Origin of the sequence: Enterococcus thailandicus (genome assembly GCF_001886265.1) — a bacterium.
GTDB lineage: Bacteria > Bacillota > Bacilli > Lactobacillales > Enterococcaceae > Enterococcus_B > Enterococcus_B thailandicus.
Genome location: NZ_JXLE01000004.1, coordinates 22,752 through 46,414, shown reverse-complemented (window position 1 = coordinate 46,414; position 23,663 = coordinate 22,752). Strand labels below are relative to the sequence as shown.

The window sequence follows — 23,663 nt, the reverse complement described above, 5'->3', positions numbered from 1 at the left end:
TTTTTTTGTTCAACCAAAGTGTAGCACAGCTTTTTAGCGACTTGATTGTGATTTGTTATCATGAATCTATTTTTATATTTTGAAAATAGTTGCAAAAAGAAGAAATGAAACCCAAAGGCTCATTTCTTCTTTTTCAGCTACTTTAATTATTTTGGATTTAGTGGTAATACACTTCATCAAGAAATAGTCCTTGCGCTGGCACTGTTTCTCCCGCACTTTTCCGCACTTTTTGTTCAAAAATCTCATCAATGGCAGCCACTGGCATCTTTCCTGCACCAATCTCTAACAATGTGCCCATCATAATTCGAACCATTTTATATAAAAAACCATTACCAACAAAAGTAAAGTGAAGCATACTTCCATCTTTTTCAATCGTAATTTTTTCAACCGTTCTTGTTGTAGATTTCTTGCTCTTTTTCAAGGCAGAAAAACCAATAAAATCATGTGTACCTACTAATCGTTTGCAAGCCTCGTTCATCGCATCCAGATTTAACTCTTGTGGAACATAAAAGCTGTGATAACGTTCAAAAGCTGTTGGGATTGGGTCGTTCCAAACATAATAGCTGTACTTTTTCCCACTTGCGTTGTAACGAGCGTGGAATCTTTCTGGCACTTCTTCAACCTTCTTGACGACAATATCACCAGGTAAGAAACGATTCAAAAATTCACACATAGCCAATCGATCCATTGTTGACTCTGTCTTAAAATTAGCAATCTGTCCTCTCGCATGTGCACCAGCGTCTGTACGCCCTGAGCCAATAATCTCAATGGTTTCACCTGTCATTTGTTTTAACACAGCTTCAATTTTACCTTGAATCGTTTTATCTGAATCACCAAGACGTTGCCAGCCAAGATAGCGACGTCCATCATACTCAATTGTTAGTTTGATATTTCTCATGTGTCTGCTCCTCTTATTATGAATGATGCGTTGTGAATGACGCAATTTCGTTTCTTAACTCATCGCTCATTATACCAAAGATCATTGCTCATATTAAAAAAAGGAACTGTTTTCTACTAACAACTTTTCCGCGCCAATAAAAAACAATCAGAAACAACGAATTGAGCGCTGTCCTGATTGTTTTATTGTTTTTATTTTACAGAAGCACTCGAAACTGCATCTACTGCAGTTTCATCGTGTGTGCTGGCGCTGGTTACTGCATCTGTTTTTTCATCATGAACAGATGCACTTGAAACCGCATCTTCATTTCCAACAAGTTGTTGACCCGTTTGTTGTAAATACCACTCAATGATTGGTTTGAAATCAAGAATGTATTCATTGATTCCAGCATACTCGCCATTTTCATCATGCATTGCTTGGTAATTATGCACAATATATTTTTCTGGCACTTGTTTTGGTACATGAACACGTACCGCATCTGTTGCTCCGCTTCGCAGTTGTTGAATTACCCACTCTACATTTTTATACGATTTTTCTGGGTGACAGTTGGCTAATGGATTCCCTACCTGACCGGGCACACGAGCAGCTAACATCTCTTTCGCTTCTTGGCGCAAATTATAATATAAAAATTGGTTATTATTATCTGCAAAAGTTAATTCCATCGGCATCGAATCTAAAAAGTAATTGATTTGATCCACTGTCAATAACCCACGATTTAATTTGACGTAAGTATTTCCAGAAACGGCACCGACTGCTTCAGAAGCTTTTTCCAACCAATGATCATCTGACATATCAACATCGGGTATTGTCGTAGCAATTGTTCCTGTCGCATGCAAATCTTCTGGTGGAAGCTTTTTAGGCCCTGCTAAGGTAGACACGACTTTAATGAATTTTACAAAACTTGCTAATGTACTGCCTAAAAAGTCAACAGTTCGTGGATCAATCAAGCGATCTTCTTGGTCAAATGCTTCTTTTGCTTTTCCCAATAAAAATTCATTTCCGGGCATCACCAATGCATTCACACCTGGTGCGTCCAAAATTTGGCGCAAGTGTAATTGCGCGCGTGAAGTTCCTTGATCGTAGTAAGAAGCACCCACAACCATTACAGGTTTATTTTCAAGTGGATGGATTTTAAATGATAGCCATTCAAGTGCACTTTTCAATACTGCTGGAACCGTATGATTGTGTTCTGGCGTAGCAATAATTACCCCATCAGCCATTAAGATTTTGCGATTTAGCTGTTGGATAGCAGGACTATTTGTTTGATCATCATCTTGATTGAACAGAGGTAAATCTTTGATTTCAATGATTTCTAAATTAAATAGTTCATGATATTGTTTTTTGATAAATGTTAATAATTTGCGGTTATATGAAAGTTCAGCTGCTGATCCGACGATACCTATTAATTTCATCTTTGTTTGCTCCCCTCGATTAAATCGTTTCCCATGAAAAGTTTTCGGCTTCACGTTTATTTGCTTGGTGCGCATGTTGCAATTGACTAGTGATTGTGACAAAGAGTAAGAAATCTTTGAATAGTTCACGTAATTTTGCGACTTGTTCTTCATCAATGAGTCGTCCTTGCTCATCAAAGGCTTGGAGTGAATGACCCAATAAAAATTCTGAGCTTGGCATAATTCGTGCCTTTAACTCTGGTGAATCCAATATTTGGCGCAAATGTGCTTGTGCGCGTGAAGAACCTAACGTGCCGTAAGACGCTCCGGTAATCATCACTGGTTTATCCACAAACGGAAAAATACCATATGAAAGCCAATTTAATGCGTTAATCAATGAAGCAGGAACCGCATGGTCATACTCTGGTGTGCTGATGATTACGCCATCTGCTTGTTCAATTTTTCCAGCAATTTCTTTAACAACATTTGGTAGTTCTGTGTTTTCAGGTTTGTTAAATAGTGGCAGCTCCTTGATTTCGACAATTTCGATTTCTGCCTCATTTACAAAATAATTTTTCATAAACTGTAATAATTCACGGTTTGTTGACCGCGTTGAATTTGTTCCTACTAATCCAATAAATTTCATCTTCATTCTCTTTCCTTTCTAACATCGATTTCTGACTGTTCGCACGTACTAAATTTTTTAAAATCCTTTTGTATACAAGAATTGATTCTCTTTTGTTACAACTGCTCCCTCGATACCCGGCTGTTCTTCAAGCGCTTTCAACACTTCTAAAGAAGATGCTCCAAATAAACGTGTAGTCCAGATTTCTCCATCTACAGAAGAATCAGACAAAATCGTCAGGCTTGCTACGTCATTTTTAACTGGAAAGCCAGTTTTCGGATCAATGATGTGATGATACACTGATGAACCATTTTGTAGATAACGTTCGTAGATTCCAGAGGTAACTAAAGATTGGTTGCTTAGTTTAACCACCGCAAGCGATTCTTCACGTGAACCTTTAGGATTTCGCAAACCAATACGCCAAGCACCATCCGAACGTCTTGGTGATTCACCAAAAACAACGATATTTCCTCCTAAGTTAACTAAAGCAAACGCTGCATTTCGCTCTCGGCAATGTGTAATTAATTTATCTGCAATGTAACCTTTTGCTAACGCCCCCAAGTCAATCATCATTCCTGGTTTGGTTAAAAAAACGGTTTTCATTTTTTCATCTAATTGAATTTGGTGTGGATCCGTTAGCAGAAGTAACTCAGTTATCTCTGCTTTTGTTGGAACCAATGCATCTTCAAATCCAATATGCCATTTTTGTACAACCGGACCAATAGCAATATTCAGATAACTATTTCTTGCACAACTATGTGCTTTTCCTAATTTGATGAGCTCAAAAAGTTCAGGATGTACAATCACAGCTTGTCGTCCAGCAGCTTGATTGATGGCCATTAATTCAGATGTTGCATCATGTGCGCTGAAGCGATGTTCATAAACGTGCAACCATTCGCCTAACTCTGCTAGTAATCGACTAGGCTCTTCATGCCCAACTTGTAATGTAATTGTTGTCCCCATCATTTGCCAGATTTTCGTTTCTTCGATCACCTGATTCATTTTTGTACCTTCTTTACTTGAACTACGGATTACATGAGTAATTAGTTTTTATTTTTGTTACTGTTTTCACAATCAGAGGATACGCCTGCTAGATTTATTTGTCAACCGATTTTATATATTTTTTTATATAATAAGGTAATTTTAATATAAAATTTTATATTGCAAAAAACAAATAAGGGAAACAAACAACACATTTTTGTGTGTTGCTTATTTCCCTCTAACTATCGTTTTCTATTTGATGGTTAACCTACTTAAAATAAATACTGCAACGACAAACGGAGATCAAGCATGCTTTGTAACGTATTTTACGAGAATTACGACTTTATTTTATTACTCTATCTTGCTGCCATACCCGTCTATCCCTAATCATCTTTGGTGAATTTTTTCAAAGTTAGCATAACAAAAATAAGTATTTTTTCCTTCGTTAATCAATAGTATCATTTTTTTTCATACGATTTAATTCATCAATTAATTTTTTGTTTTTATTAATTTTAGCAAAAGCTAGTGCATCTTGAATCAATTCGAGCACTTCTGCCTTCGACTTATTTTTAGCCTGTGCGTTCTTCGCTAATTGGGCAGCAGCTCGTGCTAAGTAATAAGTCAAATGGTTATCCGAACAAATATCGATTGCGTAATTTAGTAGTGCATCACTTGTTTCCAAATCACCGTCTTGCGCAAAAAAAACACCACAATGAAAGACGATATTTAACACCCGCCAGATATCTTCTGTTGTATGAATCGGATACGTATAAATTTTTTCAAACACTCGATTGAAATAAACTTCTGCTTTTTCCAACTCTTTTTCTCTAGCATAGACCATTCCAATACCTGTATATGCCAATAAACGAAACAACGTATTGGCTGTTTCTGCCATCAACAACTGATCAAAATGGAACAACACATCCGTAATTGGTGCATTCGTAAAAATCATTTCAAATCCTTTTAGATAGTAGTAACGTGCAATCAGCTCAGACTCGTCAATTACCTTGGGATCAATGGCTGCTAAAATCTGTGTCAATTGTTCATATTCACTCGTAATCAATGAAAACTCTGCTTTTTCTAGCTGTTCATCAAGTTGTGTATTGATCACGTTCATCGAAGAAAAAAGTTCAACTAACGGAAGATTGATTCGATTACATAATTTGATTAAAATTTTTAACGAAGGGACTTGACCATTGTTCTCAAATTTACTTAATGTTGCTTGTGTACAAATTCCTTCAGACACTTCTTTTTGAGATAAGTTGGCAGCCTTTCTTGCCGTAATAAATTTTTCAATGTTCATTATTTTCTCTCCAATCAGACCTCACACGAAAATCATTTCTGTCTCGATTTTAGCATGTTTTCTTTGGGAATGCTTTAATTGGTTAAGATATCAATAGTTTTTTGCTTTTGTTTATTCAACAGCATAATTTTTCAGCCATACTGAAAAATTCAAGAATATCAATCTTTTTATCAGTCAGTCTTCTAGAAAACTGACTGAGAAAAAGAACAAATACAAACCAAAAAAAGGCTCTGCAGTCATCCCCACAGAGTCCTTTGTTGCTATTCATTTTTAAATGATGTTTACTTATTTTTCAGTTGTTTTTTCTATAGTTATTAAAAGAGATAAATAGTCATAAGGTTGGATCGTTGTTGACGCTTGTTTTCTTTCAATAGCATTCACCACGTCACCCATTTCCAGAATTTCTTTTGGCAAAATCACTTCCTTCGCTGTTGGATTGGCAAAACGAACCACATAATAGCCTTCATTAAAATAGGAGGGATAAATTGCTGACACGAGTAGCTCTTCGGGAAACTCAACCAATGAAAATTCTGTTGGAATAGTTAATTCATTTTGCAACGGCCAAATCTTATTATCTATCCGCTGAATAAAAACGTTTAAGTTTTGTTTTTGATAGGAAATTGATTGGTCTAATCGTGATTCGGATAGTTTCGCGACTTTCCATTCATCAAACACACCATTTCTTACCGTAAATCCAAAAGTAAAATGATATTCACCTATTTCCTGTGCTAATGGTGTTTGCATCATGATATGTCCTTCATTAGTCGTATCTCCGGAAGCACGCCCTGGACGCCATGCAAGGTTTGGCTTTCCAAGTTCACCAGTTGTTGCCATTAATGTGATGTACAATTTTTGGCCAATCCGTTCGTATTCCTTCAAACCATCTGCGTAAAAAGTTAGATAAGAATCATCCTTGACAACTGACACACTTTTATCAAAAATTTCTAAATTCACTGGCTTCTCAACCATTCGTTCTTGCCAATCTTCAGGAATAATGTCCGGTTTATTTTCGATAAAGCCATTTTGAATTTGGGCAATTGATTTTTCAGAGTCATCCAATACATTTACTACCATTCGAATACGATGTGAGTAAATAGTATTTTTTATTTTAATGGAACCTTCCACAACTTCCCCAGCACCAATGCTCAGAGTAATTTGATAGTCCACTTCTGCTTCCTCTGGATGTTTTGCTAGTCGATCTTCCAAGTTTTTCGGTAGCTTAGTCTTTCCATTAATAATCAAGGTTTCTTTAGAAGAATCAAGTAACACTTCTGCTTTGTCGAAGTTCAACGGTACCTCGTGATCTCCTTCAAGAGGTGAATAATCATAAGTGTCACCCGCATTCCCTGAATCAACCAAACGAATAAAATCAGGGTATTCAACGCTCCCGACTATCAGTTTCAGAGAACCTTTGCTGAAGGTAATTGTTAGTGCATCATTTTTGATTTCTGTCTTATTCATTTTCACAGCTGCTTCTAATTCTTCTTCGCTCTCCTCGAATTCAACAATTGTGTATCCTAACGCGGGGACTTCTACTTCTATTTTGACATCTAACTCATAGTAAGCTGGTTCGTCAAAATATTCATAGCCAATGGCGGTCATCCGATAAGCATTCTGACGTTCAGGATAAAATATTTCTTTTTCAACAATGGCATAAGAGCTTCCTTTGAATTGAATTTTTTTTGAATTAGCAACAATATGAACTGTCTTAGGACCTTGATACTGTGCAGTTGTCGTATTGAAGACCAAAACTTGATTTGCATTTAAATCTAAAGCATCTGCAATTCTTTTGACAATGAGATTTTCTATCCCATCTGCAATCTCATTAGCTTCTTTGATTCTATGGTTGATGTCCTCCATAACATTATCAGAAACACAGCCGCCGATACTGTCATGCGCTTGATTTTCTAATACCTTTTTCCATAGACGGCGTAGTAAACCTTTTCCGATACGAATTCCATTTTTTTCAGCAATCAGCATCAATGGCTCAATTCGTTTCAAAATCTTTTGCTCCAGTTTAAAATTAGCTAATTTCATCTGTGTTCGAACAGAACCAATTGAACGATGAACCCGAGAATAAACTGGTTGTCTCAACTCTCCTTCATATTGTGGTAAGTCTTTTTTACTCCGAATGACTTCCACATAAGAAGGATAATCCGAAATTACATTGTCATACTTACTCGAATGATTCATTTCATTGATGATTTGGTCAAAGTTAAGTACCATTGACTTTTGATCCACACCAGATGGAACCAAAATATCTTCATTGTTCCCATGCATATGAAGCATTTCTACAGCAACATCCAACTTATCTTTCACAAACTTCGGCACATCATTAATGGCATCAAGATTCATCATGCCAGTCATATAACCGTATGGGAAGTTCATCGCATAAACAATTTTATCCCCTAAACCTTTCCAAATAAAATATGGTGACGATACCATCGTTTCAAAATTCAATCCCCGCCAGCACATAAAATTATCAATTTCTGCTTGATGCAACAATGTTGGTAAGTTTGCATTAAATCCAAATGTATCTGGTAAGTAGCCTACCATCATTGGTTCACCATATTTATTAATTGTGTCGCTGATGCCAATCATTAAATTACGTAAAATAGATTCTGCGTCAACTAACAAAGCATCTGTTTGCGCGTACCAAGGGCCAACAAAAAGCCGACCTTCTTTCATTAATCGTTGAATTGTTTCTAGTTTCTCTGGATTGATTTCTACATATTCATCAACAATAGATGTTTGACCATCCAAACAAAAATTCACGTTTGGATTACGCTCTAACTCATCCAAAACTTCAGTAAATACTTGATCGGATAACACGATGGCATCTTCTTTTGTAAAATACCATTCACGATCCCAATGAGTATGCTGAATAACGTGTGCTTTTACCATTTACGATTACCCTACTTTCTTTATTCTACTGATGTTTCTTGTGTCGTTTTTAGATCTTTCTTGTATTTAATTGATTTCAAAGCATTTACCATTAACGCAGTAATGATTCCGCCAACTGCAATAGATACTAGGTATAATGGAATATTTGTGACAAATGGAATCGCCATGAAAGTAGAAAGCATCGTTTCTTGCGTAATTCCAAAGAAACCACTCAATCCACAGCCGATTGAAGTTCCGACTACAATACTTGGAATAACACGTAATGGATCTTTCACCGCAAAAGGAATCGTTCCTTCTGTAATACCAACTAATCCCATAATCATGGCAGTCTTAGCGTTATCACGTTCTGCATCATCATATAATTTTTTATTTAATAAAGTTGCTAAAAACATGCCAAACGGGGGAATGGCAATAGCTAACAGCATTGCTGTACTTGGTCCAAAACTTCCACTTGAAAATGATGCAACACCAAAAGCATACGCAATTTTATTGATTGGTCCACCCATATCAAAGGCCATCATGGCACCTAATATTGCGGACATTAGTGCTGCATTAACACCAGACATCCCTTCTAACCAAGCCGTTAAGCCAGCTGTCATTCCTTGAATTGGTGCTGCTAATACATACCATAAAACTAGCCCTACTACTAAAGTTGTTACAAAAGGAATTAGCATGATTGATTTTAAACTGATTACTTGCATCGGAACTTTCACTTTTTTCAACGCATTTGCTAAGTAACCACAGGCTAAACCAGCAACCATCCCTCCAATAAAGCCCATTCCTAAGTTTTGACACATCATACCTGTAATAAATGCAGGTGCTAAACCAGGACGATCAGCAATCGAGTACGCGATATAGGCGGAAATCATTGGCACAATAAATTGTAACCCTGTTTGACCAATCATTCGCAAGACACCCCAGAAAGTATCCGTCTGATCCCAAACACCGGTTCCACCAAATATTACAGCAATTGAAGTCAACAAACCTGCAGCTACTACTAGTGGAATCATATAGGAAACTCCACTTTGGAAATGGTTTAATATTTCTTTTCCCTGTTTCTTGATATCCATTGATCCTACCCCCAAAAAATTATTAGTTATTGATTCGTGCCATTGCTTCCTTGATTGTTTCTTCTCCATCTTTTACCACTTCGGAAGTGCTCACGGTAAGAATTTTTTTTCCGTCAAACCGGCTACGTTCTGCCACATTCGTATCTACCGCAAAGATGACTACGTCGGCGTCGGCAATTTCTGCTTCAGACAATTTATTTTCCATTCCCATTGCGCCTTGTGTTTCAACTTTGATTTCAATACCATTTTTCTTAGCAAATTTTTCCAAGTTTGCTTTCGCCATATAAGTGTGCGCGATTCCTGCGATACATGCTGTTACTGCAACCATTTTTGTCATATTCCTTCTCCTCCAATTGTTAAAAAGTCAATGCTTTGATTAACTCCTTTTTATTTTTTGATTCTTTGATTTCCTTCACAAAATCATCATCCATTAATTTCCCAGATAGCTCTGCAAGAACACGTAAATGCTCGTTTCCCTTATCAGCTTCTTTGATAGCTAATAAGAAAACGATGTTTACTGGCTGATTGTCCAATGAACCCCAGTCGACTTCATTCTTTAGTTTGGCAACTGCAACCGTTGAATCAATCACTGCTTGGCTTTTTCCGTGCGGGATCGCTATGTTGTGACCAATTCCAGTTGTCATATGTTCTTCTCGTTCAAAAACATCTTTTTTAAATTGATTAACTTCAGAGACAAACCCGTTAGTTGTCAGTAACGTTGCTAATTGATCTACTACTTCTTCTTTAGAGCCAGCCTCTAAGTCTAATACGACATTTCGTTCGTCGATTTTTTCACGTATCATCTATACCGCCTCTTTCAATATTTTTACTAATTCTTCAAAAGAGGAACTAGCTCTTAGTGTTGTTAGGGCTTGTTGATTCGAAACAATTTCATTAAATGTTTCATACAAGCTATTTAATTCTGGTTTTACTTGCTCATTTAACGCGAAGAAAAACACTGAATGTACAACAGTTCCGTTCCAGTCGATGCCTTGTGGATTAACATAGATGCTAATAACAGGTTCATTGACATAGGCTATCTCCGCATGCGGCATTGCAAAATCATTTAGTGCAGTAGAAGACAACTGCTCTCTACGGGTTGCACTTTCTAAGATACCTATCTTCGCATAGCCCATTTCTTGAAGGGTGCAAGTAATCATTCTAAGAACATTTTTCTGTGTATCCCCTTTTTGTTTGCTAAAAAAGCAAAATTTCTTATCAAGTAATGCGAAAAATGTACTTTCTGGATCTAATGAAACTTTCAAGTATCGTTGAACTCTTTTGATATCTGTTTCAAGCATCAATGGGCTAACGACTACTACCGGAAATTTAGCGTTCTTAATTGGAATCGTACTGATTACTAATTCATCTGTGATATATTCTTCCTGAAGTTCATTGATGCTCAGGACTTTTTTGATTTTTATCGAATCTGCAAAGTTTCTATTGATTCGTTGTTCCAATAATTTTGAAGTTCCATATCCACTGCTGCAAACTAACAACACTTCAGATTTATTAGGTCTGTACCTGTCCAAAAAAGATTGGATATGAAGTGTCACATAAGCAATTTCGTCATCATCAAACCTCACCAAAAATTGTTCTTCTATTTTTTCGAGTAAATCGACACTAAGAAAGAAGGCTTGTTTAAATGATGATTTAATTTTTTCTGTATATGGATTATGGATGTTCACGCCTAAACGTAATCGTTTAACAGCTGCATTGAGATGAAGCACAAGATTGTTAATGAGCTCTGCATCTGCATGAAACTCATTCAGCTCATCAAGTACCAGTTGCTTAAGTTGCTCTCCCAGATCAAGATTAGGTAAAGTGGTCTCACTCAAGTTATGGTTCATGGCATTTTTTTCGATCGCTGAGATATGAATATCAATATATTCTTGCTCATACTTTGGAATGTTAAAATGAAAGGCTTGTTCTAACATGTCAATCAAGTAGCTAGTGTTTTCTAAAATTTCTTTTTCTGTCCCGCCTTCTTGTAATAAAAAATTATTGGAATCAATTCGTTCCAGCGCAATTGCTAGATGAATAGCTAGCGTTTGAAATTCGTAATCCGTAAATTGTAACTGGGTTTCTTCCATGAAGCGATTAAGAATCATTGCTACTTTTTTCAAAATTTCTTTATCCAAAAAATTATTTGCTTCACCCAAGAGATTAATATTCAAATCCAATAAATCTGATTTATTACTAGACGCCGTAAAACCACCCCAATAATAATTCAATACTTCTGACATTAGCTTACGTTTGCCCTTCTCACCCGCATTGATTTTCAATCCATTGCGGTCAGAAATTACTGCCATACCGTGCTTCATCACTCTCTTTTTTACTTCCTTGATCGTACTTTCCATCGTTGATCTGCTAACAAAAAGCTCATCTGCAAGATCTTGTATTTTCAAAGAGCCAGTTGTATTCAGTAACTTAGCAAAGACATAAGTGATACGATCTTCTGATGTATCAACTTTAGTAATCTCAAAATCTGGCAGTAGTTTTCTTAAATCTTCTTTATCACCTACTAACGAAACACCTTTTTTTGGTTGAACAACAATTTGTAGATTTATCTCCTTTTCAACTACAGTTTTTAAATTAGCAATAGCTTTACTAATTGTTTTCGTCGAAACTTGAAGTTGCTCAGCTAATTCTTGATAAGTGGTGTGATCATTTTCCAATAGAAAATTTAAAATTCTCATTTGACGATCGTCTAACTTGATACTCACATAAGCACCTCCTGAATACATTTTTATTTTATAGTTATTGTTTGCGCTTTCATACGGAATTTAGTTCATCATTAATGTGGAATTCGATTAGGTGTCTATTAATTATCAAGATGATTCTCTACAAAATTCCATAGAAAAATCAAGATTCTACAATTCGAATTCTCTTTCACATGGAAATAAAGGCTAGTAAAAAAACAGGAGTTGTGACAAAAGACTTGTCATACCTCCTGTTTCCTTGCGACTTGAAGCTGAATGCTTTGCGCCACAACCTTTTCCTCGGTGTTCCCAAAGCAACTCCTCGAAATAATTCATAACTGTCCAAAAATATGAAAAGCTATTTTTGTCAGTTGCTCATTATTTTGTCGGAGCTGAACGCTTTGCGCCACAACCTTCCTCTATCTATGTCGCTGAAAAAATAAATGAAGCTGATGCGAATGCTTGATCTTTTTATATCTTTTAGGTTGCTTCTGATAAAATTGTTGATGATGATTTTCAGCTGGCCAAAAAGTCTTTGCTTGGCGAATCTCTGTAACGATAGGACGGCTAAATCGGTTAGATTGAATCAGTTGTTCTCTTGATTTTTCAGCCAATTGCCTTTGCTTTTCATTAACAACAAATAGAATTGAACGATATTGTTTCCCCCGATCTTGAAATTGACCAAAGGCATCTGTAGGGTCTGAAATTTGCCAATAAATCTCCAACAGCTCTTCATAGGTTATTTGACGTGTATCAAATATGATCTCAACAGCTTCAACATGCCCAGTATATCCACCACTGACTTGATCGTAATTTGTTTTTTTGGTCTCTCCACCTGTATAACCAGATAACACTGAGATTACACCTGGTTTTGTTTCAAAAGGCTCAACCATACACCAGAAACAGCCACCGGCAAAAATCGCCCGTTCTTGATATAAGGGTGAAGTTATCTTATGTTTGGCATAATCATAAGCTTTTGCACTCGCTGACTCCCCTGTGATTCTTAAATAAAAATCCATCGCATCTGGTGTCAAATTATCTCGTAGCGCTAGCGGACGCAAGTTGACCTCTAGTTTTTCTATCACCTGCTTTATCGACATTTTTGCTAGGTCTTCTTTTGCCTCTTCAAATTGTGTTCTTTCCCATTCTCTTGTATTTCGATTTAAAATAATATTATAAAGGTCTATTTCCATCTGCTCCACATCTAACATGAAGTCACCCTCTTTCAAGTTTTCTTCTTATTCATTCAAAAAATGACTACCTGAAATTTAGCACAACGCATAACAAGTTAAGACTAACTTGCTTTTCGCTCTCCTCATCTCTATTCTTAGTCGAACACATCCACACGAATGGTTACCCACAGAGAAGTTCTTTTACTTAATCAGCTTCACACTGCTTTTTCTACTTTCGTAGTTGAAAAAAACTTAAACAAATCATCGGCAAATAGTTAAAGAAAAAACTTAAGCGTTGAAAGAAGCCCAATTGCTTAAAGAAGGCAAACTGACTAATCGACGGAATCCGTGCTAATCCGTAAAGACCTGCAATTAGTAAACTAATAACTGTTAAAACAAGATAAAAATGGCTAAGCGTACCTTGACCACTTTGACGATAAAGCAGAACAAGTAACAATGGGAAAAGTAGAAAGCCTGCATAGCCTAGCCCAGAACCTATATTATGGATCCAAGTCGATAGATTCCAAGAGCTTTCATTTGTATTGATACTGAATAACCCAGTAAAAACACAATCACCTATCCCATATAAACCAACTGTTGCAACAGCAAGTATTGCAAGTGTTTTTGATGTTCCAACAAATAGGTGATACAACGCAGGCAACGAAAGAACAAAAAAAAGTCCAGATACAACTGACCAGACCAAGAAAGCACGTCTGACTGGACTATCTACGTCACCAAACACACTAATTACGGTAGTCATTTGATTCAGTTTGGGATAAAAAAGGCCAAGGATATACGGTGTCGATAAATCACTAATCACACCTAATAATAAAAAATAAAAACCATATTTTTGCAAAAAAATCATTTTCTTCCCCTACTTTTTAGTGATTATTCGATACATCCAACAATCAAATTTTTTCTCATTTTAACACATATTTTTATTCTAGTTACCTTTTGAACAACCAATAACATAAAGGTGAGTTTCTTCTACACTTAAAAAAATCGAATGGCACTGAAGAGTTCAGTTGTCAGCATCAATCCTACTCAAAAAGGCAAAAAAACGTAAGTCAGATGTTGTTGACATCTCACTTACGCATCCATTGATTGAAAATTTCTTAGTAAAATCTACTAGCCTAAAAATTTGAAGACTTCTTCTCGATCATACAGTTTAAATACTTTCTCGCATAAAAATTGAGTAATTAGTGCCGCAAAAACAGGGATGATTAACCAACAAAGAACAACAAGAAAGCCATTTAGCCCTGCATCTAAAGAAGCCAACGGACCAACAAGTCCGACCACGCCGAAACCAGCAGAAGCAGGCGTACCTGAAATAGAAAATAGAGCGACAGGAATAGCTGTAATCACTGCACTAACTAAACAAGGAATAAGAATCACAGGTTTTCTAAATAGATTAGGCATCATCATCTTCATAGCGCCTAAAGCAATCGCAATTGTCACACCTGACTTATTAACCTTCCAAGAGTTCACTACTAAAACAAAAGTGGTTGCAGCTACGCCCATCGCAGCCGCACCAGCAGAAACACCATCTAGTTGGATTGCCATTCCGATTGCTACTGTTGAAATAGGAGAGATAATCAAAAAGGCAAAGGAACAACCAATCAAGATAGACATTAACAGCGGTTGTAAGGTAGTGAAGTTATTAATCAATGATCCAATTGCAGAAGTAATTGCTGTTACAAAAGGGAATAAATAAAAACCAAGTAAACCTGCACCTACACCTACAACAATCGGTGTTAACACAATCGACACTGACCCAAAACTATTTCCAATCAGTAAAATCAGCCCGACAGCAATCGACGCTGTCAGCATCGTATTAATAATATCGCCTGTACCAGCACCAACGTAAACACCTGTTTCACCCAAATCAGGTGTGAATTTGACTACACCAGAACCAACAAAAGAAGCTCCGGCTACAACCATCATTCTCATCGGATCAAATCCAAATTGTAAGGCAATCAAACCACCAATGATCAAAGGTGTTGCTAGTTGAAAAATAACTGCTAACTGTGCGATCGTTACCGCAAAGGGATACGCACTAAAATATTTTAAAATGGCACCTAATACTGCATTAGGAATCAATCCAATAATGATTCCTGTTGCTGTACCAGCGAGGACTTTATTCAGAAAAATTTTCGGTGATATTTTTTGTGAAGTTTCCATTCAATCTCTCCTTTATTTTACGTTCAAGCTATCTTCTTTTGCATGGACAAGCTCAGTCAAGAAATCACAATAAGGCGTCGCAACACCATATTTCTTCCCTTTTCTAGAAATTGCGCCATTGATATAATCGATTTCTGTTAATCGATGGTTCTTAATCAAGTCTTGATACATTGAAGGATAATGTAGCCCAATTGTTTCCGGGTCAAAACAAGATTCACAATGTGCAATGACTTCTGGGACATCTAATTCAATCTTCTCTACTGCTGCTACTTTGGCAAACTCATTGACAATCGTCGCCACCATTTTATGAGCAGTCGATGTTTTTCCTAGCTCAGCCATATTAACGTCTAAGATTGTGCATAGTCCGTTCATTGTTCCGTTCACACATGCTTTGCGATAAATAGAATAGTGAATATTATCAGAAAAATGAGCATTTAATCCTGATTCAGACAATTTGTCTGCTAATTTTTTTGCAGCTGCTTCTTTTCCATCACCTAAATTTTGTAATTCTACTGAACCACTTCCAAATAATTTGACCTGACCAGGACCTTCAAGACCTGCCGTCCACATGGTATTTCCAATATAGATATTTTCCATTGGTACAAATTTCTCAATAATATCTTCATGCCCGATACCATTTAATAGACATAAGACCTCTGTATCTTTTTTGATTAATGATTGGATATCCTGCAGCATTTTTTCCAGCTGCATCGCTTTGGTAAACAGAATAATCAGATCAACTTGATCTTCTTTTTCTACTTCGGATTGAAGAACGATTGGTAGTTTTGCTTCTACCTCTTTACCATTAAAATTTGCTTGTAATCCATGTTCTTTGATTTGTTGGACATGTTCTGCCCAGCCATCGATTAATAATACCTCGTTCCCACCTTGGTGAAGCATTAACCCAAAGCGACTTCCCATTGCGCCAGCGCCTGCAATTGCTATTTTCATTGATTCTTCCTCCTTTTTCTTTCTATTATACTCATTTGAGAATCATTTCACAATCTTGTTTTGTTATTCTTCTCTTATTTATCATGTTTATATCCACTATTCAAGTTATTTTATCAGCAAATCAATAAAAACTGGAATAGAATCCCAATTTCATCGTAAGAGAAACTAGACTAGCAATAAGAAAATAGAAACATTCATAGAAAAAACCTCACTCCTCTGATTATAAAAGAGTGGGGCATTAACCTCGTGTATACTAAAACCTTCCATTCATTCGATGGATGATTTTCTTTTTGTGAAAAACTATTCATTTTAGTACGATGTTGCGCAACACACACGGATGGTATTGCTTAGTATTTATTAAGCATCGAACAATACACTTATTTAAAAAGTTCTTTCCCAGATTTTCTTTCATTTTTACAGTTATAACTAGTATTATCATGAAAAATAGCCTTTTATTGTCTATGGGAATAATAATTTAAAATTGGTACTTTTTTATTAATTAATTCATCGCCCAATAATCTCTCCAGTTTCTTAGCATCTCCTGACTCAACCGGAATTATCCAAGCCCAGTCCAAATAATTTTTTAAAAGCTCATCATATTTTGCAAATATTTCATTGCCATATTCCGTCCTTAAAATTATATTTTCAGTGCCAGACAAGTGATTTGTATTGAGTTGATAAAAAAGATCTCCATCTAAAAAAATATCATTAGAAGAAGATTTCCCCACAGTAATGACCATTCCATCAGCTCTATGTGTTACATACAAATAATTGTATGACCTCATTTCACCTAATGAATCAATTATTTCTTGCCCTTTAGCTCTAATATATTGATCTCTATTACCTATCTCACTCTTATTTAACAAAAGTTTTTTCATGTCAAATTTAATCGGCTGTTTTATTTTTGTAAATTCGCTTCTACTACTAATCCAATCCGAGATTAATTTTTCAACATGTCCCAGAGTAAACTCTGATTTATTCGCTAAATACTTTTTTTGTTGTATTAAAGACATCTTTCCCCGAAGCTCAAAATTGAGCCTACATCGATTCTCTATCTCTTCAAAAAGCATCTTATCTTCATCATTCTTATATTCATCATTCATAAAACCAATCCAGCTCCTCGATTAAGATAATATTTTAATCTCATACAAAAACTAGCTCTCATCGAAACAACCATTGTTTTGATTTCTCATGAAATTTCTTTATACTTTTCTCCGATTATAAATTCCTAACCCCTTGAGAAAATTACGCATATATTTATCTCCGCAAGGCTTAAAATTTCGTTGGCCTTCTTTTCTCAAAAATGCCCCGATTTCGCCTTTTGATGGATAGATTTCTGCCTCAGCAAAAACGTCTAAAATATCATCAGTGGTCATAGACAAGGCGATTTTTAATTTTTTTAGCAACACATTGTTGATATATTTGATTTCCTTGCTTTTTTGCGGCGTGTCTACTATCGGCTTATCTTTTTGCGGACCACGCGCCAAGAGAATCAGGCCATTTAGGAATGCGTCAAAAACTTGGTTGTTGATGGTTTTTTCATACACATTATTTTCTGCATTATCTTTGTTCTTATCCTGTACTTTGGTCAGTACCGCCTGAGCTTCTTCTTTAGTCAGTGGTACACCGCCTAGCTCAAAAGCTTTAATCAAATCCGTATCTTTCAAATCAATCGCATAACGCAATCGCAATAATCTATCATTGTTATTCATTTGTTCCTCCGAAGTATTTAGTCTTTACTTTCTTACGTACTTTTTGTCTTGCTAAGATTTTTAGGATCAATGATAAAAACCGCATCACTTATGATAAGGTGCCCCAGCATTAATCCGAAACACACGATAGATTTGCTCCACTAAAATTAGGCGCATCAATTGATGTGGATAAGTCATTTTTCCAAATGAGATTTGTGTATTGCTCCGTTTCATGACAGATTCGCTTAGTCCAAGCGACCCACCAATCACAAATGTTAGATGGCTCTTCCCTTGAATACCTAACTGATCAATTTGTTTTGCAAATGCTTCACTCGTTGGATTTTTCCCTTCAATTGCCAATGCAAAGACATAATCATGTTCCTTAATCTTTGAAAGAATACGCTCGCCTTCCTTATCTTTGACCTGTTGCATCTGTGCATCGCTTAAATTTTCTGGTGCTTTTTCATCAGGTACTTCAATCAATTCCATTTTTGCATAAGCACCAAGACGTTTTACATATTCGTTGATTCCTTGAATGAGATACTTTTCCTTTAATTTCCCAACAGATATTATTTTAATATTCATGTTCTACTCCTTTATCAACACAAAATTGCTACTATTAGCACTTCACCTTAGTTTATCATGCTTCTTTCTTTTTTTCTTCAGCCCAAGTGGAAAAGTTTTACACACATACTTATGCACAACATCCACAGGTTTATCCACAGAAACTGCGCTTTTTTTCCTTATTTTATCACTATTTCTTATACGAACATATGTTTCCACCTTTTTTATCCCCTTTATCAACAACCTGTGGATAACTTTTTTATCTGAGTTTTCCTCAATAAAATGAAAAAGTTTTACACAGATACTGTGGAAAAATAAAACGCGATTTTTTCATCTGAAAACAGATATTTTTCCTAAAGTTTTTCATAAAAAGTTCACAGTCTAAAAGTAGACTAAATTTATCAAATGAGTCTATACTAATGATAGATAAAAAAGTGAACGGAGGAGGAAACACATGGATAAAAAAGATGTGACACCTAAAATGAAAAAAAATAAGTATGGATTTTGGAAGAAGTTAGGCCTCGGACTTGTTGGTGGCGTCCTTGGTGGATTGATTACTGCAGGAATTTTTTACGGCGCTATGGGATCGTCTTTTACAACTTCTTCGACAAGCGCAAGTGGAAATCAAAATTCTGCTGGTGAGACAGTCGTTGAGAATGTCAAAGTAAACGTTGAATCAGATATTACTAGCGCTGTTGATAAAGTACAAGGCGCTGTTGTTTCAGTAATCAATTTACAAAATCAAAATCAATCAAGTGAATTCGGTCAGCTCTTTGGACAACAGGAACAAAGCAGCTCTGATGAAGCTTTAGAAGCTTATAGTGAAGGCAGTGGTGTCATTTATAAGAAAGATGGCGACTCTGCCTACATCGTTACAAATAATCACGTGGTTGATGGGCAACAAGGCTTGGAAGTTTTACTGAAAGATGGCAGTAAAGTGAAGGCTGAACTAGTTGGAACAGACGCCTACTCTGACTTAGCTGTATTAAAAATCAGTGCTGACAAAGTCGACACAGTCGCTTCATTTGGCGACTCTGAATCCTTAAAAGTTGGTGAACCTGCTATTGCGATTGGCTCACCATTAGGCTCAGCTTATGCTAACTCAGTAACTTCAGGTATCGTGTCTTCTTTAAATCGTCAAGTAACTAGTACGAATGAATCAAACGAAACAGTCAACATCAACGCAATCCAAACAGATGCTGCAATCAATCCTGGTAATTCAGGTGGCCCATTAGTAAACATTGAAGGACAAGTAATCGGAATCAATTCAAGTAAGATTGCTAGTACCTCAGAATCTTCCTCTGATGTGAATGTGGAAGGAATGGGTTTTGCAATTCCAAGTAATGATGTAGTAAATGTAATCAATCAATTAGAAAAAGACGGAAAAGTAACCCGTCCAGCTCTTGGAATTACGATGGTCGATTTATCTGCTGTTTCTACACAACAACAAGAACAAGTCTTGAAGATTCCAACTTCTGTAACAAATGGTGTCATTGTAACCAATGTTCAAGCAGCTACTCCTGCTGAAAAGGCGGGATTGAAACAATACGATGTTATCACTAAGATTGATGATACCGAAGTTTCTTCTGGTGTTGAGTTACAAACTGCACTTTACAAGAAAAAAGTCGGCGACAGTGTCAAAGTGACTTACTACCGAGGATCTGAAGAAAAAACTGCTACGGTAGAGTTGACAATCGATCAATCTTCATTGAAACAAAATAATTCGAATGAGTAATGAAGTGTAACAAAAAAGGTGGGACAAAACGAAACACGTTTTGTCCCACCTTTTTCTATTCATTTAATTTCTATTTAGGAAATGCTTCACCAACAACTGTATCTTCTGGTAAGACTAAAATTCCTTTTTCTGTTGGTGCATCCGGTAAATGCAATTCACGAGCTGAGCAGATCATCCCATAGCTCTCTACGCCACGTAATGAGCCTGGCCAAATCATCAAGCCATCAGGCATCATTGCACCTGGTTTTGCTACAACTACTTTTTGACCCGCTTCAATATTTGGCGCACCACAAACGATTTGTAAGACATGTCCATTATCAACTTCTGTTTCAGTAATAGATAAATGGTCAGAGTCTGGATGTGGAACACACGTTTTGACATAACCAACAACGATTTTAGGTTCGTTATCTGCAATCAAAGTTTCAGTAAAACCAGCCTCTTTAATCAAACGATTTAATTCCGTTAATTGTTCTTCATTAATTGTTACTTGTCCATTACCTTCAATGGTCAAATGATCAGAAATATGGAAAAAGTTCCAAGCAACGATTTGGCCAGAGGCATCTTTCACTTGAGCTACATTCCATTTTCGTTCAACCGTGTTCTCAGTTCCTTTATCGTCGGCTACAACTACCATTAAGGTATCTCCGACATGTGCTTTGTTATAAGCAAAAATCATGTTCTTTCCTCCATTATCTCTTGCTGAGGTTTATCTTAACAAAAAAAATATACTCCTGCATGAGATTTTTTTCATTCGTGTCATGAAAAATGACCAAAAAAAGGGAGTGACAAAAGTCAACTTTCGAGTTTGCCACCCACTTCTTTTCAACATAATACTTTACAACAATTATTAACTAAAAGAAAGCAAAGATTCTATTCCTCGGCCTCTTTTGTTTCTGTCACAATCAAAACATCACAAGGTGCACGACGAATGACGTGGCTAGCCACACTACCAGTCATAAAACGTTCAACAGCATTTAAGCCAGATTGTCCAACCATGATCAGATCAATCTGATATTTTTTTGGTAAATTAACAGCCATTGCTTCTTTGACTGAGCCATAGGCAATAATTCCTTCAATTTTTGTGTAGTTTACAGATTTACCATAGTCTTTACAACTTTGAATCATTTCTTTGGCATTTTCTGTTCCTTGATCGATCAAGTTTTGATCCATTGGTGCATAACCCATAAAATTATAAAATTGTTGGTCAATCACATTGGCAACGTAGACTGTCCCGTTATTTCGACGAGCGACTTCTACTGCTTTTTTAAATGCTGCACTCGCTTGTTCACTACCATCAATACCTACTAAAATATTTTTATACTCTTGATCCATTTTGACCCCTCCTAATAGATGCTAATCAACTGTGACACTTTTTAGGAAATCTTCAATCTCTTGCTTGGTTTTACGATTTTTATTAACTAATCGTCCTAATTCTTTGCCATCTTCAATGACTACAAAGCTAGGGATACCAAAAATACTCCAACTTGCAGCAAGATCGATATATTTATCACGATCGACTTCAATGAAGCGCCAATCAGAAAAATCTTGTTCAATTTCTGGCATTTTTGGTTTGATAAATCGACAATCACCACACCAATCAGCTGTGAAGAAAAAAACATTTTTTCCTTTTTCTACATATCCTGCTAATTCCTCTAAATTTTCTGGAATAATCATCCGTTTTCGTTCCTCCTACTGTCACATTCTTTACCTAAATTATACACCTTTCTCACAAAGTGACAAACGTTTGAAGTTTTTTATTCTGATATAAAAAAATCTGATAAAATAGAAAGTTTCTATCTTATCAGATTTCTTATTTTAAGCTTCAATTATTTCCCGTAAACAATCGTGTTCACTGTTGATTTGTCTAAGCCTTTCAATGTTTGAATCAACATTTCTCTTGCTGCTTCAAAGTCGCTGATGCTAAACATTGTTTGATGTGTATGAATATAACGTCCAACTACTCCAATAACTGTACTTGGGATTCCTTCATTTTGAGTATGAGCAGCGCCTGCGTCTGTTCCACCTTTTGAAACGAAGTATTGGTATGGAATATTATTTGTTTCTGCTACATCTAATAAATATTCACGCAAACGTGGTAACATGATCAAGCCCGGATCTTGGATACGCATCAAAGTGCCTTCACCTAAGTGTCCAAATGTTCCTTTTTTCGTTACAGTATCATCTGCAGCAGAACAATCTACTGCAAAGAATAAATCAGGTTTAAATTTATTGACAGATGCTTTTGATCCACGCAAGCCAACTTCTTCTTGCACGTTTGCCCCTGCAATCAATGTGTGCCCTAATTTTTCATTTTGTAACGCTTCTAGTGCTTCTAAAACCATTGTACAACCATAACGATTGTCCCAAGATTTGCTAATGATATTTTTTCCATTTGCTGTTTTGATTGTTTCAGCAAAAGGTACGATTGTATCACCAGGTAAAACGCCATAGCTTATGGCTTCTTCACGTGATTCAAATCCTGCATCAAATAAAATATCTGTTACTTCAACTGATTTTTGACCGCTTGTTCCACGTAACAAATGTGGTGGAACAGATGAAGAAATACAAGGATAGTTTTTACCAGATGATGTCTTCAAAGTAAAACGTTGTGCTGAAACAACGTAAGGATTCCAGCCACCTAAAGGAACTACTTTAAATAAACCATTATCTTGGATTTGAGTTAGCATAAACCCAACTTCATCCATGTGTGCCGCAACCATTACTCGTGGTGCATCTGCATCTTCGTGGTTACGTAACCCAAAAATGCCACCAAGACCATCTAATTGTAACTCATCAACTAATGGTTCCATGTGGCCTTCCATGTATGCACGAATATCTTGTTCAAATCCGCTTGTTCCTTGTAACTCTGTTAATTCTTTAATACGTTGAAATGTTTTTTCTTCCATAATACATCGTCTAAATTTCAGACTAAACTCCTCTCAGACTTTTATTTGATCCATTCAAAAAAAGTTTTCTCCGAATAAATCGACGTTTTCATTATAACTTATTTTGCTAAAGTTTGGTTATTTATTTCTGAGAAAAACAGAGAGTATGGTAGAATAAACCCAGATACATGAAGTCAAAGAAGGAGGGTTACCTGAATGTCCAAAGAAAAAGACTACAATTATTTTAAAGGCGGACTAGCGCTTGGTGTTGGCCTTGGTCTCTTGACTGGCGTTGCTTCGACAGTCTGGTATCATCGCAAAAAATCATTGACCGCTGATCAAGTCCTTTCCAAAATTAAAAATGCCTTTTTAAAAGAAGGTTCTATCGAAGGTTCATGGATTTCTTTTGAAAAAGAACCAATCAGAAAATTTGCTATCCATTCAAATGGTTATCGCGGGGGAATTTCTCGAATGGAAGATGGCGAAATCGTCTACTATGAGTTTTTAGCTGATGCTTATACTGGAACTGTGTTAGATATTTCCCGAGAGAAGTATGAATCCACAACGTCAGTTTTCTAAACTAAATAAAAGCAAAAAATAACCCACTAAA

23 protein-coding genes are annotated in these 23,663 nt (G+C 36.3%); 2 read left to right on the top strand and 21 right to left on the bottom strand.

Annotated features, from left to right (window positions below; genetic code table 11):
- Nucleotides 1-157: 157 nt before the first annotated feature.
- The 17 genes from truA to rlmH all read right to left on the bottom strand — a co-directional run bounded on the left by truA (nucleotide 158) and on the right by rlmH (nucleotide 18,454).
- Complete coding sequence (gene truA / locus RV17_RS03715; protein WP_067483226.1) at nucleotides 158-898, bottom strand: tRNA pseudouridine(38-40) synthase TruA; 741 nt, start codon at nucleotides 896-898, stop codon at nucleotides 158-160.
- A gap of 191 nt (nucleotides 899-1,089) precedes the next feature.
- On the bottom strand, nucleotides 1,090-2,310 hold the full coding sequence (locus RV17_RS03710) for an NAD(P)H-dependent oxidoreductase (protein ID WP_071868566.1): 1,221 nt from the start codon (nucleotides 2,308-2,310) through the stop codon (nucleotides 1,090-1,092).
- Between the two features lie 19 nt (nucleotides 2,311-2,329).
- Nucleotides 2,330-2,935 carry an NADPH-dependent FMN reductase gene (locus RV17_RS03705; protein ID WP_067483231.1) on the bottom strand — a complete coding sequence of 202 codons (606 nt, stop codon included), beginning with the start codon at nucleotides 2,933-2,935 and terminating at the stop codon, nucleotides 2,330-2,332.
- Between the two features lie 57 nt (nucleotides 2,936-2,992).
- Nucleotides 2,993-3,916, bottom strand: coding sequence for an FAD:protein FMN transferase (locus tag RV17_RS03700; protein ID WP_071868565.1), 924 nt, complete (start codon nucleotides 3,914-3,916; stop codon nucleotides 2,993-2,995).
- Nucleotides 3,917-4,340: 424 nt separating this feature from the next.
- The gene (locus RV17_RS03695; protein ID WP_071868564.1) at nucleotides 4,341-5,198 is read right to left on the bottom strand and encodes a helix-turn-helix domain-containing protein; all 858 of its coding nucleotides are present in this window, start codon (nucleotides 5,196-5,198) and stop codon (nucleotides 4,341-4,343) included.
- Nucleotides 5,199-5,483: 285 nt separating this feature from the next.
- Complete coding sequence (locus RV17_RS03690) at nucleotides 5,484-8,102, bottom strand: glycoside hydrolase family 38 N-terminal domain-containing protein (RefSeq protein WP_071868563.1); 2,619 nt, start codon at nucleotides 8,100-8,102, stop codon at nucleotides 5,484-5,486.
- 20 nt (nucleotides 8,103-8,122) lie between these two features.
- Nucleotides 8,123-9,172, bottom strand: coding sequence for a PTS fructose transporter subunit IIC (locus RV17_RS03685; protein ID WP_067483239.1), 1,050 nt, complete (start codon nucleotides 9,170-9,172; stop codon nucleotides 8,123-8,125).
- Nucleotides 9,173-9,194: 22 nt separating this feature from the next.
- Entirely contained in the window at nucleotides 9,195-9,509 is a 315-nt protein-coding gene (locus RV17_RS03680) for a PTS fructose transporter subunit IIB (protein WP_071868562.1), read from the bottom strand.
- 19 nt (nucleotides 9,510-9,528) lie between these two features.
- On the bottom strand, nucleotides 9,529-9,975 hold the full coding sequence (locus RV17_RS03675; RefSeq protein ID WP_071868561.1) for a PTS sugar transporter subunit IIA: 447 nt from the start codon (nucleotides 9,973-9,975) through the stop codon (nucleotides 9,529-9,531).
- The gene (locus RV17_RS03670; RefSeq protein ID WP_071868560.1) at nucleotides 9,976-11,898 is read right to left on the bottom strand and encodes a BglG family transcription antiterminator; all 1,923 of its coding nucleotides are present in this window, start codon (nucleotides 11,896-11,898) and stop codon (nucleotides 9,976-9,978) included.
- A 395-nt stretch (nucleotides 11,899-12,293) separates the two neighbouring features.
- Nucleotides 12,294-13,085, bottom strand: a complete 792-nt coding sequence (msrA, locus tag RV17_RS03665) for a peptide-methionine (S)-S-oxide reductase MsrA (protein WP_071868559.1) — start codon at nucleotides 13,083-13,085, stop codon at nucleotides 12,294-12,296.
- A gap of 190 nt (nucleotides 13,086-13,275) precedes the next feature.
- A complete protein-coding gene (locus RV17_RS03660; RefSeq protein ID WP_071868558.1) occupies nucleotides 13,276-13,911 on the bottom strand; it encodes a DUF998 domain-containing protein in 636 nt (211 codons plus the stop codon).
- A 263-nt stretch (nucleotides 13,912-14,174) separates the two neighbouring features.
- Nucleotides 14,175-15,227, bottom strand: coding sequence for a PTS sugar transporter subunit IIC (locus RV17_RS03655; protein WP_071868557.1), 1,053 nt, complete (start codon nucleotides 15,225-15,227; stop codon nucleotides 14,175-14,177).
- A gap of 12 nt (nucleotides 15,228-15,239) precedes the next feature.
- Entirely contained in the window at nucleotides 15,240-16,178 is a 939-nt protein-coding gene (locus tag RV17_RS03650) for a 2-dehydropantoate 2-reductase (RefSeq protein WP_071868556.1), read from the bottom strand.
- A 452-nt stretch (nucleotides 16,179-16,630) separates the two neighbouring features.
- On the bottom strand, nucleotides 16,631-17,281 hold the full coding sequence (locus tag RV17_RS03645; RefSeq protein WP_071868555.1) for a hypothetical protein: 651 nt from the start codon (nucleotides 17,279-17,281) through the stop codon (nucleotides 16,631-16,633).
- Between the two features lie 99 nt (nucleotides 17,282-17,380).
- The gene (locus RV17_RS03640; protein ID WP_002296569.1) at nucleotides 17,381-17,890 is read right to left on the bottom strand and encodes a YehS family protein; all 510 of its coding nucleotides are present in this window, start codon (nucleotides 17,888-17,890) and stop codon (nucleotides 17,381-17,383) included.
- A gap of 84 nt (nucleotides 17,891-17,974) precedes the next feature.
- A complete protein-coding gene (gene rlmH, locus RV17_RS03635; RefSeq protein WP_071868554.1) occupies nucleotides 17,975-18,454 on the bottom strand; it encodes a 23S rRNA (pseudouridine(1915)-N(3))-methyltransferase RlmH in 480 nt (159 codons plus the stop codon).
- Nucleotides 18,455-18,887: 433 nt separating this feature from the next.
- Between rlmH and RV17_RS03630 the strand changes: the two genes are divergently transcribed.
- Entirely contained in the window at nucleotides 18,888-20,168 is a 1,281-nt protein-coding gene (locus tag RV17_RS03630) for a S1C family serine protease (RefSeq protein WP_067483253.1), read from the top strand.
- A 70-nt stretch (nucleotides 20,169-20,238) separates the two neighbouring features.
- On the opposite strand, the gene ytpR is transcribed toward RV17_RS03630, so the two are convergent.
- From ytpR to pepA, 4 genes are all read right to left on the bottom strand, one after another.
- On the bottom strand, nucleotides 20,239-20,844 hold the full coding sequence (gene ytpR, locus RV17_RS03625) for a YtpR family tRNA-binding protein (RefSeq protein WP_071868553.1): 606 nt from the start codon (nucleotides 20,842-20,844) through the stop codon (nucleotides 20,239-20,241).
- 194 nt (nucleotides 20,845-21,038) lie between these two features.
- A complete protein-coding gene (locus tag RV17_RS03620) occupies nucleotides 21,039-21,500 on the bottom strand; it encodes a universal stress protein (protein WP_071868552.1) in 462 nt (153 codons plus the stop codon).
- 21 nt (nucleotides 21,501-21,521) lie between these two features.
- Complete coding sequence (locus RV17_RS03615) at nucleotides 21,522-21,842, bottom strand: thioredoxin family protein (RefSeq protein WP_071868551.1); 321 nt, start codon at nucleotides 21,840-21,842, stop codon at nucleotides 21,522-21,524.
- A 152-nt stretch (nucleotides 21,843-21,994) separates the two neighbouring features.
- Nucleotides 21,995-23,074, bottom strand: coding sequence for a glutamyl aminopeptidase (gene pepA / locus RV17_RS03610; RefSeq protein ID WP_067483260.1), 1,080 nt, complete (start codon nucleotides 23,072-23,074; stop codon nucleotides 21,995-21,997).
- A 195-nt stretch (nucleotides 23,075-23,269) separates the two neighbouring features.
- On the opposite strand from pepA, the gene RV17_RS03605 reads away from it, so the two are divergent.
- On the top strand, nucleotides 23,270-23,632 hold the full coding sequence (locus RV17_RS03605; protein WP_071868550.1) for a PepSY domain-containing protein: 363 nt from the start codon (nucleotides 23,270-23,272) through the stop codon (nucleotides 23,630-23,632).
- Nucleotides 23,633-23,663 lie beyond the last annotated feature (31 nt).